The following is a 16636-nucleotide window of genomic DNA, read 5'->3' as shown; positions in this document are numbered from 1 at the left end:
ACAAGCCCCACTTCATGAGCCTGGCCGACCTCCGCGCGGCGCTGCATGCCGAACTCGCGGCCACGCCCGAGTACTACGACTTCAAGGTCCTGCGCAGCGAGCGCGAGGGCTCGCTCTGGCGCGTCAGCCTGGAGCCGGGCTACGTGTTCGCCGAGGGCCAGCGCCCCGGCACCGCCTCGGCCCAAAGCCTGCTGGACGACAGCCTCGACGGCGCCGCCGCCTGGTGGGGCGCGCCGGTCAAAGGCGGCGCCAGCGTGCTGGCCGTGCTGCCCGAGGACGACCAGCTGCTGCTGCAAAACGCCAGCAGCCCGCCGCCCGGACCAGAAGCCCTGATCCGCCTCTACCCCAGCCGCTTCCTCAAGGCCGTCAGCGATGCCTGGTGGGACACGCCCTGGGCCGAGCGCGCCCTGGCCACCCTGCCCGCCCTCGGCGCGCCGCCCGCCTGGCCCGAGGGCCCGCTGCTGACGGGCGCACCGTTTCGCTGGCTGCGCCCGGGTCAGCGCCAGGCCCTGGGCTTGCTGCAGCAGCAGGCCGCCTTCCTCTGGGGCCCGCCCGGCACCGGCAAGACCACCACCTTGGGCGTGATGCTGGCCGAATACCTGGAGCTGCGGCCGCAGGCCCGCGTGCTGCTGCTCTCCAGCACCAACCAGGCCGTGGACCTGGCCACGCTGGCGGTGGACAAGGCGCTGGAGAAAGGCCGGCGCGAGCCCCTGCGCGCCAGCGTGCAGCGCCTGGGTACCCGCTTCGACGCGGCGGCGTTTGAGGGCCGCGAGCACCTGATCCCCGCCCAGGACCGCGAGCTGATCCAGCGCCTGGCGCGCGCCGAGGCCGCCCGGCCCAGCGGCCGCGCCAGCGCCGGCGAGGCCAGCGCGCTGAAAGCCTGGCACGACCGCGTGCAAGACCTGCGCGAACAGCTGCGCGCCTCCTCGCTGCAAGTGCTGCAACGCTGCCGCCTGGCGGCCATGACCACCACCCGCGCCGCCTTCACGCTCAAGACCCTGCGCGCCCTGGCGCCCGAAGGCCAGGAGGACACGACCCCGCCCTTCGATTTGTTGGTCTTCGACGAAGCCAGCCAGGTCAGCCTGGCCCATGCCCTGGTGCTGATGCCGCTGGGCCGGCAATGGCTGTTCGCGGGCGACCCGCAGCAGCTCTCGCCCGTGCTGCGCAGCCGCGAGCGCGAGGCGCGCCGCTGGCTGGGCCGCTCCGCATTCGCCGAGATGCCGCGCCAGGGCCCGGCCCTGGCCCTGCTGGACGAGCAATCGCGCATGGCCGCGCCCATCAGCGATCTGGTCAGCCAGTTGTTCTACGAAGGCGCTTTGCGCGTGGCCGACGACGCCAGCGCCTCGCCCGCTTGGCTGCAGGCGCGCCAGCGCCGCTTCGCCAAGGTGCCGGCCGAGACCCACATCCATGTGCAGACCATGCGCGCCTCGGGCGCCTGGTCGGCCGCCGACCGCGGGCCGCTGCGGCGCGAGTCGGCCGAGGCGATTGCCGACATGATCGAAACCGCCCTCGGGGACGGCCCCGGCGGCGGCTGGCAGCCGCATGAGCTGGTGGTGCTGACGCCCTTCCGTGCCCAGCGCGCCCTGATCCGCCAGCGCCTGCGCGCCCGCGGCCTGCCCGAAGCGCTGATCAAGGTCAGCACCGTGCACCGCGCCCAGGGCAGCGAGGCGCCGGTGCTGCTCTTCGACCCGGTGGACGGCAGCCAGCCCTTTTTGCAAACCGAGGAAGCCCAGCGCCTGTTCAATGTGGCCTGGAGCCGCGCACAGGCGAAGTTGATCGTCTTTCTGGCCCCCGGCGACAGCGCCCACAACCCCTTTCTGGCCCCCATCGTCCAGCGCCTGCGCCTGGCCGGCGACACCCGGCCCGTGCACGCCCTGCTGGAGCTGGCCGCCCAGCCCGGCTTTCCGGCCAATGCGCTCGGTTTGCGCGTCAGCGCCGGCCGCCTCAGCGGCGAAATCAGCCAGCTCAGCCCCGACGGCCGCCAGCTCGTCTTGATCAACGAACGCAGCGGCGCGGCCGTGCCCATCGATGTAGCCTTCTGGCGCAGCAAAGCGCTTGCTCAGGCGCAGGCCTCAACCGGGTGACAATGCCCGCCATGGCACAAGGCAAACGCATCTCCGTGGACATCGACGAACAAGCGCTGTCCTCCATCCGCGCCCTCGGCGCGGCCGCAATGAGCCTAGGCTAGGCCGGCCAGCCCCATCAAGATGCTCCGCAGCAGGGCGAGATCTTTAGGGGGCCTGCCACTCTGGGAGAACTGGCAGCGCCGCAATAGGGAGCAACTGACAGACAAATGCCCGACTGAGATTTCGTGCTGCGCCCCCTGCTATACAGTTCGATTGGCGATCTCAGGAGCGATCGGTCGATCCCATTGGCCGGCCGGCCAAAGAGTCCGCATTGATCTCGACTGAGGATTCAGTCACCGAGCGATATCCACTCTCGGCCGGATCAACATCAAGGTTCTCCAACAACTGCTGCAGGCTGCTCGGCAAGTGCTTTAGCCTGGAAAAGCCAGACTGACCGAGCAGGTGGCCCAGATATGCTCATCGTTCCATAGACACCCACATCGCAATGTGGCATTTGAGTCTTCCGGCGCTATTGGACGATGCTGGCAAATCGGTCCTTGGTTGTGAGCTCGCTCATACCTTCGGCTATGACGGTCTTGGTGAACACAGCTGCTACGCCAGAGGCCTAGTGGCATTGACTCATGCAACCGCATAGGCAAGCTCGCCGCGCACAGAAGTCCTTCAGGAAGCCTGTACCCACTGAAGTCAGTGTTATCGCACGCCGAGCAGAGTTCTCCATCGAGTCGACTTGGTCGCAACGATGCCAGGCTTACTCGTACCGGCGGTTGAAATGGAAAAAGTCGCGTTCGGTTTCATGGATCGAGCTCTTTGCCCTGTGCTGTGGGCCTGGGGGGGCTTGCTACACTGCGCGGCGATTCAGGACCACTTGAACAAGAGGGTGATTTGAAGACGGATAGAAACGCGCCTTGTCCCTGTGGCAGCGGCCTGAAATACAAGAAGTGCCACGGCAATCCACTTACGCCAGCACCGGCACCTATCACGCGGGCGACGATCAGCACCGCCGTGCTGGCGCCAGAGCGTGTTTTTGCTCAGGCACTCGACCATCACATCGGCGGAGAACTCGATGCTGCGGCCGGCCTCTATCGGGAACTACTGGCCGCTCATCCGGGCCACGCTGACGTGCTGCACAACCTCAGCCTTGTTTTGTTCCAGCAGGGGGAATCTGAGGCAGCTTTGAGACTGATCCAACAGGCCATAGAAGCTGCTCCTGCGCGCCCCGAATTCATTGCCAGTCGTGCCGCGATGCTGGTGTCACGCGGCCAGCACTTGGCGGCCGTGACTGACTACGCGCGGCTAGGCACGGCACTCGATGGCGACGCGATCCATAACTATTCGGTCGCATTGGGTAGACTCGGCCGCACCCGCGAAGCCCTCACTGTTTGTCGGCGACGAATCCAGCAAGCGCCTGCTGATGCGCGCGCCCATGGGCAACTCGGCAATTTGCTCACTGATTGCGGCGAGTTCGGAGCTGCTGAACTGGCCTATCGCGAGGCCCTGCGCCTACGCGCCGACGACAGCGCGACACACAGCAATATGCTTTTAATGCTCAACTACAGCGAGCATCTGGATGCTGCTGAGTTGCTGCAGCAGCATCGCGCCTACGGCGCGCAGCATGGAGGCGTCTGGAACCAGCTGCCGCCTCTCTTTGCCAACGAGCGCAATTTAGGGCGGCGCCTGCGGGTGGGCTTCCTTTCGCCCGACTTTGGCGAACACACGGTCGGCTATTTGTTCGAACCCCTTCTGAGTAGCTTAGACCAGGATCGCTTTGAGCCAGTGCTTTTTGCTACACGCCAGCGGGACGATGCGCTAAGCCGGCGACTGCGCGCCACCGGCGCGGTCTGGCGCGAATGTCACGCCGCGAGCGACGCCGAATTGATTGGCATCCTGCGGCGCGACAGAATCGACGTGCTGATCGACTTGGCAGGCCATACAGCCGGCAACCGCCTTGCCGCTCTGGCACGCGGTGCGGCCCCTGTTCAGATCACCTATTTGGGCTATCCGACCACGACCGGGCTGGACGCGATCGGGCATCGTTTTACCGATACGTGGATCGATCCACCAGGGGGAGACGCCGGCGTCGAGCAGCCGCTGCATCTTGCGTGTGGCATGTTCCGTTACGCGCCTCCGCCCGATGCTCCCGAGGTACGTGAACCGCCGATGTTGACCTTGGGCCATGCCAGTTTCGGCTGCTACTGCAATTTATCCAAAGTCACGCCAAGCACATTGACACTATGGGCTCAGGTGCTCAAGGCTGTACCGGACTCGCGGCTGCTGATTAAGGCGGCCGCACTGGCCGACGCCGACTCCGCAGCAGGTCTGCTGGACCGGCTGAGCGCGCTGGGCGTAGCCTCTGAGCGAGTCACCCTGCTGCGCTGGACAGACTACGCCGAACACCTGGCTGACTTTTCCCGCATCGATGTCATGCTGGACACCATTCCCTTCAACTTAGCGGGCAACACCTGCGAGGCCTTGTGGATGGGCGTGCCTGTCGTGAGCCTGCGCGGCGAACGACCCGCCACGCGTATGGGGGCTTCTTTGCTGGTGGCGGCTGGGCGGCCAGAATGGATCGCAGAAGATGCCTCGCATTTTGTGCGTATTGCATGCGAGCTCATTTCCAACCCAGACGGCCTGGCATCCCTGCGAACCTCCCAGCGCCATGCGCTGCAGGCCTCTGCCTTGCTAGACGGCGCCAGCTTAGCGCGCGAGATCGAAGCCCATTGTCAGCGCCTGTTTGCTGCCTGGGCCAAGACGGCGAGGCCGCTACCTGCACAGCCGCTCAAAGTACTGCACGTAGGCTGTGGCAGCCCAGAAGCAGGCAAGCTGCCGGTCTACTTCGATCCCTCGATCTGGCGCGAGGTGCGCTTGGATATCGACAAGCAGGTTGAGCCAGACTTCGTCGCCTCGACCACCGACATGAAAGTGGTGCCCAGTGACAGCATGCAGGCGCTGTACTCCTCGCACAACGTGGAACACCTTTATGTCAGCGAAGTGCCGAAGGCTTTGAGTGAATTCCTGCGTGTTCTAGAGCCAGGGGGCTTCGCACTGATCACGGTCCCTGACCTGCGTGCGGCCGCAGAGCGCATTCTGCGCGACGAGCAGGAGCTGCCCATGTATCAATCACCCGCTGGGCCGATCAATGCGCTAGATATGGTTTACGGCTACGCTCCCTTCGTCGAAGGCGGCAACGCCTTCATGATCCACAAAACTGGCTTCACCTGCCGATCGTTAGAGCAGGTGTTGACGCGAGTCGGCTTCGAACGCGTGGTTGTGCGCTCACATGGATTTGCGCTTTGGGCGGTTGCATTCAAGCCAGGCAGCAACAGCACTGGAACCGAGCGCGGGCAAAGCTGATCGTCTTTCTTGCTCCCAGCGAAGGCGCTCACAAACCGCTGCGGGTCAACGAACGCAGCGGCACGGCCGTGCCCATTGATGTGGCCTTCTGGCGTAGCAAAGCTCAGGCCTCAACCGGGTGACAATGCCCGCCATGGCACAAGGCAAACGCATCTCCGTGGACATCGACGAACAGGCGCTGTCCTCCATCCGCGCCCTCGGCGCGGCCGCCAAGCAGGCCCGGCTCGCCGCCGGCGAAGGCCAGGCCACCGCGGCCACCCGCCTCGGCGTGCATGTGCAGACCATCGCCCGGATCGAGTCCGGCGAGCCCGGGGTGTCGGTGGGGCATATGCTGGGCTTGTTGGCGTTGTATGGCTTGGCGGTGACGCTTCAGCCACCGAGCGAGCCCTGAGCCGCAAGCCAAGCGCCGCACAGTGCCTGCCCGCTGAACTCCCGCACTTCACCCGAGGACTCGCCCGCATGCAGCACACCGGCTCCTGTCACTGCGGCGCCGTCCGCCTCACCTTGCCAGCCACGCCCGAGACCGCGACGTCTTGCAACTGCTCGCTGTGCCGACGCGTCGGCGGCCCCTGGGTGTATTTCGAGTGGGGCACGGTGACGATTGATGCGGCGCCTGATGCCATGCATGCTTATGTGCAGGGTGACAAGACGCTGCGAACCATGCGCTGCCGGCACTGTGGCTGCGTGACGCACTGGGAGCCCGTTTCCGCAGAGCCGGGTGGCAAGCACGGTGTTCACCTGGGCAACTTCGACCCAGCCTTGATCGCGTCCGTGCGAATTCGCAGGTTCGACGGGGCGGAGACGTGGAAGTTCCTGGATGATTGAGCGGCACGCTAGCTAGGAAAGTGTGGTCGTTCGGGAAGGAACTGTCTCCGAGCCTTGCTTTGCCCGGCTAACGCGAAACTCATATGCTCATATGCTGGGAAGAATTCGCGACTGTTCAACAGACAGAGAATTAGGTTTCATGGACGCATCGCCAATCTTGCAAGTCTTTGGATCGGGATTACTTGCACTGTTGGGCGGCTACCAGTTCTTCTTTAAGCACAGCCATATGAAACCCGTTTCTTGATAAGCAAACCGTGGTTACCAAGCATGGGCAAGGGACTGATCCATTAAATCAGGCCAGTCGTATTTTGGGACGACATATAGTCTGAAAAGAGGTAGCGCTCACCGCCGGGCAGCTAACTTTCACTATTCAATACAAGAAATCCATGGGGAGTTGCGATGCATATTCGGGCATTTGAAGTACAAAACTACAAAGGGTTTAGGGATCTTCAGCTTGTAGAGCTTGCGCCGCTCACGCTCTTCTATGGAGAGAACAGTTCTGGGAAGAGTGCGCTTCTCCGCCTTCTTCCTTGGATAGCTGAATCGATGAAGGATGAGCGGCCCGGCCCAATACTGGATGGTTCCGTTGGCCGCGATGCACTGTGGAACGATTTGGCCCATATCACCCGATCTCGGCACCCCCTTGAAGTGACAGTGAGTTGGGTTTCTACGCAGAAAGCCAGTTGGGCGTTTCGGGGCGGAGAACTGCCCGGTAGCTGCGAACTGAAGAGCATCCTGCTGAACGGGGCACGCGGTCAGGTCTGGCACCTGGAAGATGATGGCGACGGTGAGTGGCAGGGGCGAGGCAAAGTTGTCAGTGGACTCCTGCCAGAGCCGGACATGGGCAAATGGATCAGTAACGCAGGTTGCCAACGGAGTGAGTTCCAACTTGACGTTCAGTGGTTGCAGGGCATTCGTGTTGCAGTGCCCCGTGTTGAGAAAGGACATGCATCTGCTCCTGGAACCTTGCCTTCTACTGGGGAGGGAGTGGCTCGGTTCCTATATCACTGGGCGCGGCAAGCACGCTCAGACAATGAACGAAAGGCAATTGACTTCATTCGAAACTTCTTCTCAAACCTCGGGTTTGAGTTGGGCGTAACAGACGTAGCCCCCAGCTTCTTTCGACTTGACGTTGCGCCGATAGCAAACCCTTCGGCTTCGATCAACCTCGTTGATACAGGCGAGGGCTTGACGCAAGTACTGGCACCTTTGGTTGCACTAGCGCGCGCCGCGTATGGGCTAGGCCCCAGGCTTGTGTGCCTTGAGCAGCCTGAACTTCACCTCCATACGGACGCGCAACGCGCACTTGCTGAGTCGATTTCGAGCGCCGTTGCCGCTGGGGCACAAGTACTTATTGAGACTCACTCTGAGGTGCTGTTGGCGGCAGTGCAGTTGGCTGTAGCGGGTCAACATCAACAGATCAAAGGAAAGGACGTTGCTCTTTACTGGGTGGAGCGTCGAGGAGATCCGGTGTCCATTGCTCGGCGCGTACCGTTTGACGATAGGGGGCAATTAGGCGGGAGTTGGCCTCTCGACGCATTCGGCGACTTGCTTCAGCTCAAGGGCGAACTGTTGAAGGCTCAGCGGAGCGCCTCATGATTGTCGATTTCGATGACACATGTTGGTCGCAACAGGATGAGTCATGGAACAGAAGCTTGCTGGAATTTCTGGTGCTGCTGGTCATGCATGAACAGCATGCTGTGCGAGCCGAGCCAGATTCGATGATCGCTTGGTGTAGCGTGCATTTAAGAATGCACGTTGAGTACTTCAAGATACGACTCGCTTCATCACAGGCGCGTGCTAACGCTATTGTTCTACGTGTCTTGCCTTCCGGTGATAGTGGAGCTACTGCTCCTCCGCCGTGGGCGCTCACTGCTACTGCTGCAGGTGCCTTGGTTAAACGTCCACTCCGCCTCGTTTTAGAGAACGGCAACTCGGACAGGGCGTTTGTTGAGTCCACCATTCCGTCGTTCACTCAATGGTGCGATCGTGAATGGATTGATCCCGATCATGGTGGCGGCTCTGAGATGCAGAAAGACATTTCTGAAACCGCTATGAACGTTGCAGCGCAGTGGCGAACGTTCTATCTATTCGATAGTGATCGCCTCCATCATTCGGAACTTGCATCGGGCTGGACGCCCCCCAACGGCGATGGATGCCAGGGGTACAAGTTCGAGCGCTCCTGCGAGGCTCTGCCGCGGAGTCGATGGCACATGCTAAGGCGGCGCTCAATCGAGAATTACTTGCCTCCGTCTGTCCTTAGCTCTGTGAACGTCACAACGGCCACTGTGCTTTTCAGCTCGGAAGTTGGGCAAATGGCCCACTTCTACAACTTCAAGAGAGGCCTTGCAGGTGACGGCGTGATGCCTTCTGATCCGAAGAAAGTGGTGCGCGCAGGGCGAAGTCAGGGCTTTTGGTCTCAACTTTCCCCACCGGCTGTCGCTGCCCTTTCCCAAGGTTTTGGGGAAAAAATCTCGGAGAAGTTTAACAACGTGCCCGTGAATCATCCTTGGCCAAATGACGTCCTATTGGAGATGGACGCCTTGATGGGTGCCTTACAGGACGCGATATAGGACTACGTATGAACGAGACACCTAGCTACGTTTCTCAACCGCAAGTTATCGACTTGCCAAAGCTACTCGCTGATGTGCGAGCTGGACATATCCAGGTTCCCCGCTTCCAGCGGCCTTTCGTCTGGGAAGATGAACGCAGGGTGGAACTCCTCCGCTCACTGCGAGCCGGAATTCCGATTGGAAGTCTATTGGTATGGCGGACTTCTCAAAACCGGCTACCAAGCTTTGATGCCATCGCAGGTGTAAAGATTCCGCGGCCGATCAAAGGCCAGACGATCAGCTATCTGCTTGATGGGCACCAACGACTTACAACGCTCTTTGCCGCATTCCTCATGCCAGCGCCACATAAGAGGGGTAAGGCCGGATCGTCAGGGTACGACGATGTGCCTACGCCTATCTTCTTCGACCTGGAGCAGGATGACTTCGTCGTGGGCAATCCGACCGACGCTTGGTCTTGCCTTCCATTGCATCTATTCCTCGACGCGGTAGGAATCAGACAACACTTCAGGAACAAGGAGCGAGAAGGTGGCCTTGATGCCAACGAAGTGGATCGCCTGCAGGAGATTGCGGAAGGCGTTTTGTATGCGATGCAGTGGTGTCGCATACCAGTGATCCCCCTGAGTACCGATGACGTCGAGCTGGCTACAAGAACGTTCCATCGAGTGAATAGTCAAGGCGTTGCCATGACCGAGTTCCATATGGTTGCGGCTCTTACTTGGGGTGACGAGTTTGACCTGCGAGAAATATTCGAGCGGGAATGGAGTAAGCAGAGCCTTCCCGATGGCTGGGAGCCTGCAAGCGAACAACAAACCTTAAACGTTCTAAAGGGTCTTCTCGGCATGGATGTGGTTCGTTCGCCTGGAGATCTATTAGTCCGAAGAATCAAAGAGAAGCCTGAACTAGCAATCAGGCCGGTTGAACTGCTCGCTCGCGCAATGACGTTAGCGGCCGAGAATTTTGTGCATTCGCCGGTTGCAGTGCCATATCAAATGCAGCTTACTCTCACGGCAATTGCACTGGATGACCTGAGTGGCAAGCGACAGCCAGATCCGGAGTGGCTGCGTAGATGGTGGGGGCTTACCACCGTCTGGGGTAGTTTCGCTAGTGCTGCTACGCATCGCGTGCAGGCAGCACTGCGACACCTAAGAGCCGGACTGTCAGGCAAGCCAAATGCGTGGCCAAAGTTGCTCTACGCTACAGCCGCGCCAAGCGCGCTTCCCAGCCTCGATCTACGCAATGCGCGAGCGCGGTACTTTGCGGACGGTTACGCCTTTGGATGTAACAAAGTCGAATTGCTCCACTCGCGTGGCCCCCGAGCAATTGTTTCGTTGATCCCTGGCGAAGGAACGCGGCCAGGGAATCGCTTCATCTGGCCTGGAGAAGATATCGAAGGTCTCTTTGAAGCCCTGAATACAGAGAATCGTGAAGCTTTGCATGGACACTTCATTGAGGACGACTGTCTTAGTGCTTGGCGAAAATCGGACATGCCAGCCTTCATCGCTCGCCGAGAGAAAGCAATGAATGCCTTCGAGGGGAGATGGTTTTCTGGGTTACACCCAAAAGAGTTCATCACGGGTGCAGATGCCCTCCCTTCAACGGCCAAGGAATTGCAGCCACGCCCACTTACTCGTAGGCGGCCGTAAGTCGCCAGTTGGCTATCAATCGTGCCGGTCAAGAATAGAGTCACGGGGTCCCCGTTTGCAGAATGGGACAGCGATAGTTCGGACTGCGCCGTAACAGCAGAATGTGGGCAAATGCGGGGGTTCATCGCAGAGGGCAAAAGTCAGGCCTGCAGTTTCAAGTCAACCGACGTTTAAGTCGGTGAGATGGCCCTTGCCAAGTGCAGACCCGGGTCTGCTGCACGCGCAGTCCCATTTCGACCGGGTTTCGTGTGCGCCATCCACAAAGCCTCGACCTGCCCGTAGAACCTGGAAGTAACGCCAAGCACCGATCGTCCAGCGTATGAATCGTTGCGGCTCATAATCCCGCATGAAACTCATCGTGGCTGTTCATTTCGAAGACGCGCAGGCGACCCGTGCCACTGCTGCTGCGGTGGCTTTCGAGGCCTGGGATGCGGCGGAAGCGACCCGAACTTACCTCTCGCGCATCGCCCATGTCGAGCCAGCGGTCCGAGGAACGCTGGACCTGAGAGAACTGCCCTGCGTGATGCAACTGCTGCGCGAGCACAAGCTGGAGCCCGAGCTCATCTTGATCGACGGCTTTGTCCATCTAGATGCCGACGAAACGCCGGGCCTGGGCCAGCACATCTTTCACGCCCTGGGCGGCAGCGTGCCCATCGTCGGCGTTTCGAAAAAACGCCTTCCGGGCCTGACGGCGCAGTTCGAGGTGATGCGGGAAGATGAGGAGACGCAGCCGCTGCTGGTCACCTGTGCGGGCATCGACATCGGCGCGGCCAAGGCTCGCCTGCGCACGATGCATGGCAGGAAGCGCGTGCCCACGCTGATGAAGCTCGTGGCGCGCCTGGCGAAGAACAAGGACTGACTGCGGCCGGCGTCAAGAACATGCAACACGTTCTCTTCATCTGCAGCATGAACCGCTGGCGCAGCCCCACGGCCGAGCAGATCTTTTCCGAGCATCCTGGCATCGAGTGCAGCTCAGCCGGCCTGAACCATGGCGCTGAAAATCCGCTGACAGCTGAGTTGCTGGCGTGGGCAGACCTGATTTTTGTGATGGAACGCAGCCACAAAGACAAACTGGCCCGTGACTTCAAGCCCCATCTGCTCGGCAAGCGTGTGATCTGCCTGAACATCCCCGACAACTACAAGTTCATGGACCCGGCCCTGGTCAAGCTGCTCCATGCAAAAGTCGACAGCTTTCTGCCGCGGGCCGCTGAGCGATCTGCCTGAGCACGGCGAAAACCGGGCCGCCCTGGCGCGGGGCCAGCGCCTCTCTCCCGTGCCGACTCATATTGATTGCATGGGAAAGGAGAGCTCTTTCACTGATACCGGCGAGCCGCCCAGTGCAGAATCTTGCTCAAACTGCGCGCAGCCTGCCCTTGAACTGCAGAGCAGAACGAGCAACTGCTGGTCGTGCCCTTGGCCGGCCCGTTTGACCAGGAAGCGTTCCATGAACATCTTGAAGCGAAACAATGTCAGGGTCATCGGTGAGACCGGGCCCGTGCTGCTCTATGCCCATGGCTTCGGCTGCAACCAGGACATGTGGAGCCGCGTCACGCCCGCCTTTGCCGGCACGCACCGTCAAGTACTGTTCGATTACGTCGGCAGCGGCCACTCGGATCGTGCCGCCTTTGACACCCAGCGATACACCGACCTGAGTGGCTACGCCCGAGACGTCGTCGAGGTTTGCGACGCGCTGGGGCTGCACGAAGGAGTGACCTTCGTTGGCCATTCCGTCAGTTGCAGCATTGGCATGCTGGCATCGATCGCGCGGCCTGAGCTGTTCAGCCAACTCATCCTGCTGGGCCCATCGCCTTGCTTCCTGAACGATCCGCCCGGCTATTTCGGTGGCTTCGAACGCGAAGATCTGGAGGGCTTGCTGGCCCTGATGGACCAGAACTACATGGGCTGGGCCCAGTACCTGGCGCCTGTCGTCGCCGGCGCCTCCGGAGCAGGCGAAGTGGCGAGCACCCTGAACGACAGCTTTTGCTCCACAGACCCTGCGGTGGCCCGTGTGTTCGCGCGCGCCACCTTCTTTGCGGACAACCGCGCGGACCTGCCCAAGGTGCCACGGCCCTCGCTGCTCTTGCAGCACCACCGCGACAACCTGGCCCCCGTGAGCGTCGGTGAGTATCTGCACGCCCACATGCCGGCAAGCACCTTGCGCATCCTTGAGGTGGAGGGTCATTGCGCACACATGAGCAACCCCGCACTGGTGATCGAGGCGATGCAGGAATACCTGGCTTCGTCCACCGCCGCCTCAGCCGCCTGATATGAAGCCTTCGCCATGACGCCGTGGGACGAGCTGCCGTGCGCCGTGGTGATCACGGCTGCAACGGGCCGCGTACTGGACGTCAACTCTGAGCTTCTGATCCTGGCGGGCGGCTCGCGCGAGAGCCGCATCGGTGCGTCGATCGAAGACCTGCTGCCGCCCGCCGGCCGCATCTTCTTGCAAACCCATGTGTGGCCGACCCTGCTGCGCGATGGGCGCATTCAGGAGATTCACCTTCAGCTGAGCTGCGCCGACCGGACGCGCGTGCCCGTGCTGTTGAATTGCAGGCTGGGTGCGCATCTGGGCCAACCGGCGTACTACTGGACCCTGTTTGCCGCGCGAGATCGCCACCGCTTCGAGGCCGAACTGGTCGAGCAGCGCAATCTGGCGGAAGCGACGAATCGGGCACTCGTCGAGAGCCAGCGCTTCATCAAGGCCATCACGGACGCCATTCCAGGGCTGGTCGCTTACTGGGACAAGGATCTGCGCTGCCGCTTCGCCAACAAAGCGTATGAGGACTGGTTTGGGCGGCGCCCCGATGAGTTGCTGGGTGTGTCGCTGAGAGACCTGCTGGGCGAGCATGTGTTCGGCTTGAATGCGGTCTACATCGAAGGCGCGCTGGCGGGCCAGGAACAACAGTTTGAGCGCCAACTGACCAAAGCCGACGGCAGCATCGGCCACACCTGGGCTCACTACATACCGGACCTCGTCAACGGGGAGGTTCGAGGCTTCTTCGCGACGGTCAGTGATGTCACCGCCCTCAAGTCGACGCAGCTCGCACTCGAAGAGGCGCAGAGACTGGGGCAGACCGGCAGTTGGAGCTGGCGTGTGGACGGTGACCGGGTCGTCTGGTCGCCGCAGATGTATGCCATCTTGGGCTGCGACCCGAAGGCGCCCGCCCCAAGCTTCGCAGAGCAGGCCAGCCTCTACGAAGCGCAGGACTACGCCAGGCTCGGCGAACAGGTGGGGCGCACGCTGCAGACCGGCGAGCCTTACACCTTGGAGCTTCGCTACCGTCAGCCCAGCGGCCAGGGCGGCTGGCTGGAGGCCCGCGGCGAAACCGTTCGCGGCATGTCGGGTCAGATCACCGGCCTGCGCGGGACCGTCCAGGTAATCACGCAGCGCCGCGAACAGCAACTGGCGCTGGAACTGGCGCAAGACCGCTTGCAGGCGATGTACGAAACCACGCCGGCCATGCTGCATTCGATCGATGCCCAAGGCCGCCTGCTGCACGTCAGTGATGCCTGGCTGGCTTGCCTGGGCTACCGCCGCGACGAGGTGATCGGGCGGCCGTCCGCAGACTTTTTGACTGAAGAGTCCCGCATTCACTCGGGGCAAGAGGTGCTTCCTCGTTTCTTTGCGACCGGCCGCTGCGACGACGTGGCGTATCAGATGGTGACGCGGACGGGCGAGCTTGTGGATGTGCTGATGTCGGCCATCCTCGAGCGCGACGCGGACGGCCAACCGGTTCGCAGTCTGACCGTGGTGCAGAACGTGACGCTGCGTCGGCGTGCCGAGCGAGAACTCGCCAAGGAACACGAGCGCCTGCGCAATCTGATCGAAGGCACGAACGCCGGCACCTGGGAGTGGAACGTTCAGACCGGAGAGGTGATCGTCAACTCGCGCTGGGCCGCCATCCTGGGCTGGTCCGTCGAAGAGATCGGCGCTGTGACGAATCAGTTCCGCGCCGAGATTGCACACCCCGACGAACTGCCTCTGACGCGAAAGCTCTTGCGCGAGCACTTCAAGGGGCACAGTGACGCCTACGTGGCTGAGGTGCGCCTTCGCCACCGCGACGGTCATTGGATCTGGGTCGAGGACCGCGGGCGGCTGATCACGCGCACGGCAAACGGACGCCCGGAATGGGTGTTCGGCATCCAGATCGACATCACGGAGCGCAAACGCCGCGACGAGGTCGTGCTGCGCCTCAGCGCAGAGTTGGCGGAACAGCACGAGTTGATGCGGGTCACCTTGGAGTCCATTGGTGACGCGGTCATCACGACCGACGCCGCCGGCTTGATCAACTGGCTCAATCCCGTGGCCGAGCGGATGACGGGCTGGCTGTCCTCGGAGGCGCTGGGCCGGCCGCTGCTGCAGGTCTTTCAGATCCTCAATGAAGAGACCCGCGAACCCGCACCTGATCCGGTGGCAGCGTGCATGGCCGAAGGCCGCATCGTCGGCTTGGCTCACCAGACGATCCTGATCTCGCGGGACAACACCGAGTACGGCATCCAGGACTCTGCCGCCCCCATCCTGAACGCGCAGGGAGAGATGCTGGGCGTCGTTCTGGTGTTCCATGACGTCAGCGAGCAGCGGCGCTTGAGCGGCGAGATGACCTATCGCGCCACCCACGACGCGCTGACCGGCTTGGTCAATCGGGCCGAGTTTGAGACTCGCATGCTGCGCACGCTGCGCCAAGCGCAGGAGAACGACAGCCATCACGCGCTGATGTACATCGATCTGGATCAGTTCAAACTGGTCAACGATGCCTGTGGCCATGCGATCGGCGATCAGCTGCTGCAACAGGTCAGCAAGCTGCTGGCCGATGCCGTGCGCACTCGCGACACCCTGGCGCGCCTCGGCGGTGATGAATTCGCGATCATCCTGGAACACTGCACGATGGAGCAGGCGAATCGCGTCGCTCAAAAGATCTGCGACCGCATGGATGATTTCCGCTTCGTCCACGAGGACCGGCGCTTCCGCATTGGCACCAGCATCGGCCTCGTGCCCGTGGACAAGCGCTGGTCCAGCACCTCGGCCATCCAGCAGGCCGCGGACACCTCCTGCTACGCCGCCAAAGAAGCGGGTCGCAATCGAGTCCACGCCTGGTTCGACAGCGACGCCGCCATGCGCGCCAGGAGCCACGAAATCCAATGGACGTCCAGAATCGAGAGCGCGCTGGATGGCGATGGCTTCGAGCTGTTCGCGCAACGCATCGAATGCCTGAAGGGGCAAGCGCAGGGCATTCACGCCGAGGTCCTGCTGCGCATGCGCAACGCAGATGGAACCCTGGTTCAGCCTGGCTCCTTCCTGCCTGCGGCCGAACGTTTTCATTTGGTCTCGCGGGTGGATCGTTGGGTGCTGAGCCGATCGGCCCATTGGCTGCGAAACCTGGCTTCACCCGAGCGCATCGAGAGCCTGAGCGTCAACCTTTCAGGCCAGTCGGTCGGGGACCGGGCCTTCCATGCCTGGGCCTGCGAACTGCTCGCCCAGCTGGGGCCCGCGGTCTGTTCCAAACTGTGCCTTGAAATCACCGAGACCGTTGCAGTGACCAACCTCGCCGACGCGGCGGTCTTCATCGAGCAGGTCAGAGCAGCAGGGGTGAAGGTTTCGCTGGACGACTTTGGTGCGGGCGCCTCTTCGTTCGGCTATTTGAAGGCCTTGCCGGTGGACTACCTCAAGATCGACGGACAGTACATCCGCACCCTGGTCAGTGACCCGCTGAACGACGCTGCAGTTCGCTGCTTCATCGATGTCGCGCGGCTGATGGGCTTGAAGACCGTGGCCGAGTTCGTGGACAAGGCGGACGTGTTGGATCGCCTGCAGGCCATCGGGGTGAACTATGCGCAGGGCTATCTTCTGCACCAACCCGAGCCCATCAGCGGCTTGCTCGAAGCCAGGGCACAAGCAGTCACCTGAAGAACAAAGAATCGCTGCGCCACGCTCATAAAGATCGTGGCGCGCCTGGCGAAGAACAAGGACTGATCGCAGCAGCCATGGTTCTCGGGCACACCGAAACCGAAGGCCGGAGCAGGAGCCGGAGGCATGCCTCAGATTTCTGGTCTTCACGCCGTCGAATCCATGCGCTGAGCCGAGCCCCTGGCCACTCTTGCGCGGTCGACCGGCGCCAAGCTTGCGCAAGCCCGCCGGCCAATTCAGGCATCCAAACCT

12 protein-coding genes are annotated in these 16636 nt (G+C 61.9%); 11 read left to right on the top strand and 1 reads right to left on the bottom strand.

The window, feature by feature from the left end:
• Positions 1–14 precede the first annotated feature (14 nt).
• The 9 genes from LNV28_RS06585 to LNV28_RS06545 all read left to right on the top strand — a co-directional run bounded on the left by LNV28_RS06585 (position 15) and on the right by LNV28_RS06545 (position 11703).
• Positions 15–2084 carry a DEAD/DEAH box helicase gene (locus LNV28_RS06585; RefSeq protein ID WP_263515849.1) on the top strand — a complete coding sequence of 690 codons (2070 nt, stop codon included), beginning with the start codon at positions 15–17 and terminating at the stop codon, positions 2082–2084.
• A gap of 885 nt (positions 2085–2969) precedes the next feature.
• Positions 2970–5438, top strand: a complete 2469-nt coding sequence (locus tag LNV28_RS06580) for an O-linked N-acetylglucosamine transferase family protein (protein WP_263515850.1) — start codon at positions 2970–2972, stop codon at positions 5436–5438.
• 133 nt (positions 5439–5571) lie between these two features.
• Entirely contained in the window at positions 5572–5829 is a 258-nt protein-coding gene (locus LNV28_RS06575; protein ID WP_263515851.1) for a helix-turn-helix domain-containing protein, read from the top strand.
• A gap of 68 nt (positions 5830–5897) precedes the next feature.
• Positions 5898–6263, top strand: a complete 366-nt coding sequence (locus LNV28_RS06570) for a GFA family protein (protein ID WP_263515852.1) — start codon at positions 5898–5900, stop codon at positions 6261–6263.
• A gap of 399 nt (positions 6264–6662) precedes the next feature.
• Positions 6663–7862: an AAA family ATPase gene (locus tag LNV28_RS25160; protein WP_411969909.1), complete on the top strand. Its 1200-nt coding sequence runs from the start codon at positions 6663–6665 to the stop codon at positions 7860–7862.
• A complete protein-coding gene (locus tag LNV28_RS06560; protein WP_263515854.1) occupies positions 7859–8836 on the top strand; it encodes a hypothetical protein in 978 nt (325 codons plus the stop codon). Before LNV28_RS25160 ends, LNV28_RS06560 begins: the two co-directional genes overlap by 4 nt.
• An 8-nt stretch (positions 8837–8844) precedes the next feature.
• Positions 8845–10479 (top strand): DUF262 domain-containing protein, encoded by a 1635-nt coding sequence (locus LNV28_RS06555; protein ID WP_263515855.1) that lies wholly within the window; start codon positions 8845–8847, stop codon positions 10477–10479.
• A 346-nt stretch (positions 10480–10825) separates the two neighbouring features.
• Positions 10826–11338: an endonuclease V gene (locus LNV28_RS06550; RefSeq protein ID WP_263515856.1), complete on the top strand. Its 513-nt coding sequence runs from the start codon at positions 10826–10828 to the stop codon at positions 11336–11338.
• A gap of 20 nt (positions 11339–11358) precedes the next feature.
• Entirely contained in the window at positions 11359–11703 is a 345-nt protein-coding gene (locus LNV28_RS06545; protein WP_263515857.1) for a low molecular weight protein tyrosine phosphatase family protein, read from the top strand.
• 57 nt (positions 11704–11760) lie between these two features.
• On the opposite strand, the gene LNV28_RS06540 is transcribed toward LNV28_RS06545, so the two are convergent.
• On the bottom strand, positions 11761–11925 hold the full coding sequence (locus tag LNV28_RS06540) for a hypothetical protein (RefSeq protein ID WP_263515858.1): 165 nt from the start codon (positions 11923–11925) through the stop codon (positions 11761–11763).
• On the opposite strand from LNV28_RS06540, the gene LNV28_RS06535 reads away from it, so the two are divergent.
• The gene (locus tag LNV28_RS06535) at positions 11924–12745 is read left to right on the top strand and encodes an alpha/beta fold hydrolase (protein WP_263515859.1); all 822 of its coding nucleotides are present in this window, start codon (positions 11924–11926) and stop codon (positions 12743–12745) included. The genes LNV28_RS06540 and LNV28_RS06535 overlap by 2 nt on opposite strands.
• A gap of 15 nt (positions 12746–12760) precedes the next feature.
• Entirely contained in the window at positions 12761–16384 is a 3624-nt protein-coding gene (locus LNV28_RS06530) for a bifunctional diguanylate cyclase/phosphodiesterase (RefSeq protein WP_263515860.1), read from the top strand.
• The last annotated feature ends 252 nt before the right edge of the window (positions 16385–16636 follow it).

Origin of the sequence: Paucibacter sp. DJ2R-2 (assembly GCF_025717675.1) — a bacterium.
Classification (GTDB): domain Bacteria; phylum Pseudomonadota; class Gammaproteobacteria; order Burkholderiales; family Burkholderiaceae_C; genus Paucibacter_A.
This window is presented reverse-complemented; position numbering and strand designations above follow the sequence as displayed.

Bases quoted from the DNA above. Each gene is read 5' to 3' on its own strand.
- LNV28_RS06585 (WP_263515849.1), top strand. From the start codon at position 15: ATGAGCCTGGCCGACCTCCGCGCGGCGCTGCATGCCGAACTCGCGGCC.
- LNV28_RS06575 (WP_263515851.1), top strand. From the start codon at position 5,572: ATGGCACAAGGCAAACGCATCTCCGTGGACATCGACGAACAGGCGCTG.
- LNV28_RS06570 (WP_263515852.1), top strand. From the start codon at position 5,898: ATGCAGCACACCGGCTCCTGTCACTGCGGCGCCGTCCGCCTCACCTTG.
- LNV28_RS25160 (WP_411969909.1), top strand. From the start codon at position 6,663: ATGCATATTCGGGCATTTGAAGTACAAAACTACAAAGGGTTTAGGGAT.
- LNV28_RS06560 (WP_263515854.1), top strand. From the start codon at position 7,859: ATGATTGTCGATTTCGATGACACATGTTGGTCGCAACAGGATGAGTCA.
- LNV28_RS06555 (WP_263515855.1), top strand. From the start codon at position 8,845: ATGAACGAGACACCTAGCTACGTTTCTCAACCGCAAGTTATCGACTTG.
- LNV28_RS06550 (WP_263515856.1), top strand. From the start codon at position 10,826: ATGAAACTCATCGTGGCTGTTCATTTCGAAGACGCGCAGGCGACCCGT.
- LNV28_RS06545 (WP_263515857.1), top strand. From the start codon at position 11,359: ATGCAACACGTTCTCTTCATCTGCAGCATGAACCGCTGGCGCAGCCCC.
- LNV28_RS06535 (WP_263515859.1), top strand. From the start codon at position 11,924: ATGAACATCTTGAAGCGAAACAATGTCAGGGTCATCGGTGAGACCGGG.
- LNV28_RS06540 (WP_263515858.1), bottom strand. From the start codon at position 11,925: ATGGAACGCTTCCTGGTCAAACGGGCCGGCCAAGGGCACGACCAGCAG.
- LNV28_RS06530 (WP_263515860.1), top strand. From the start codon at position 12,761: ATGACGCCGTGGGACGAGCTGCCGTGCGCCGTGGTGATCACGGCTGCA.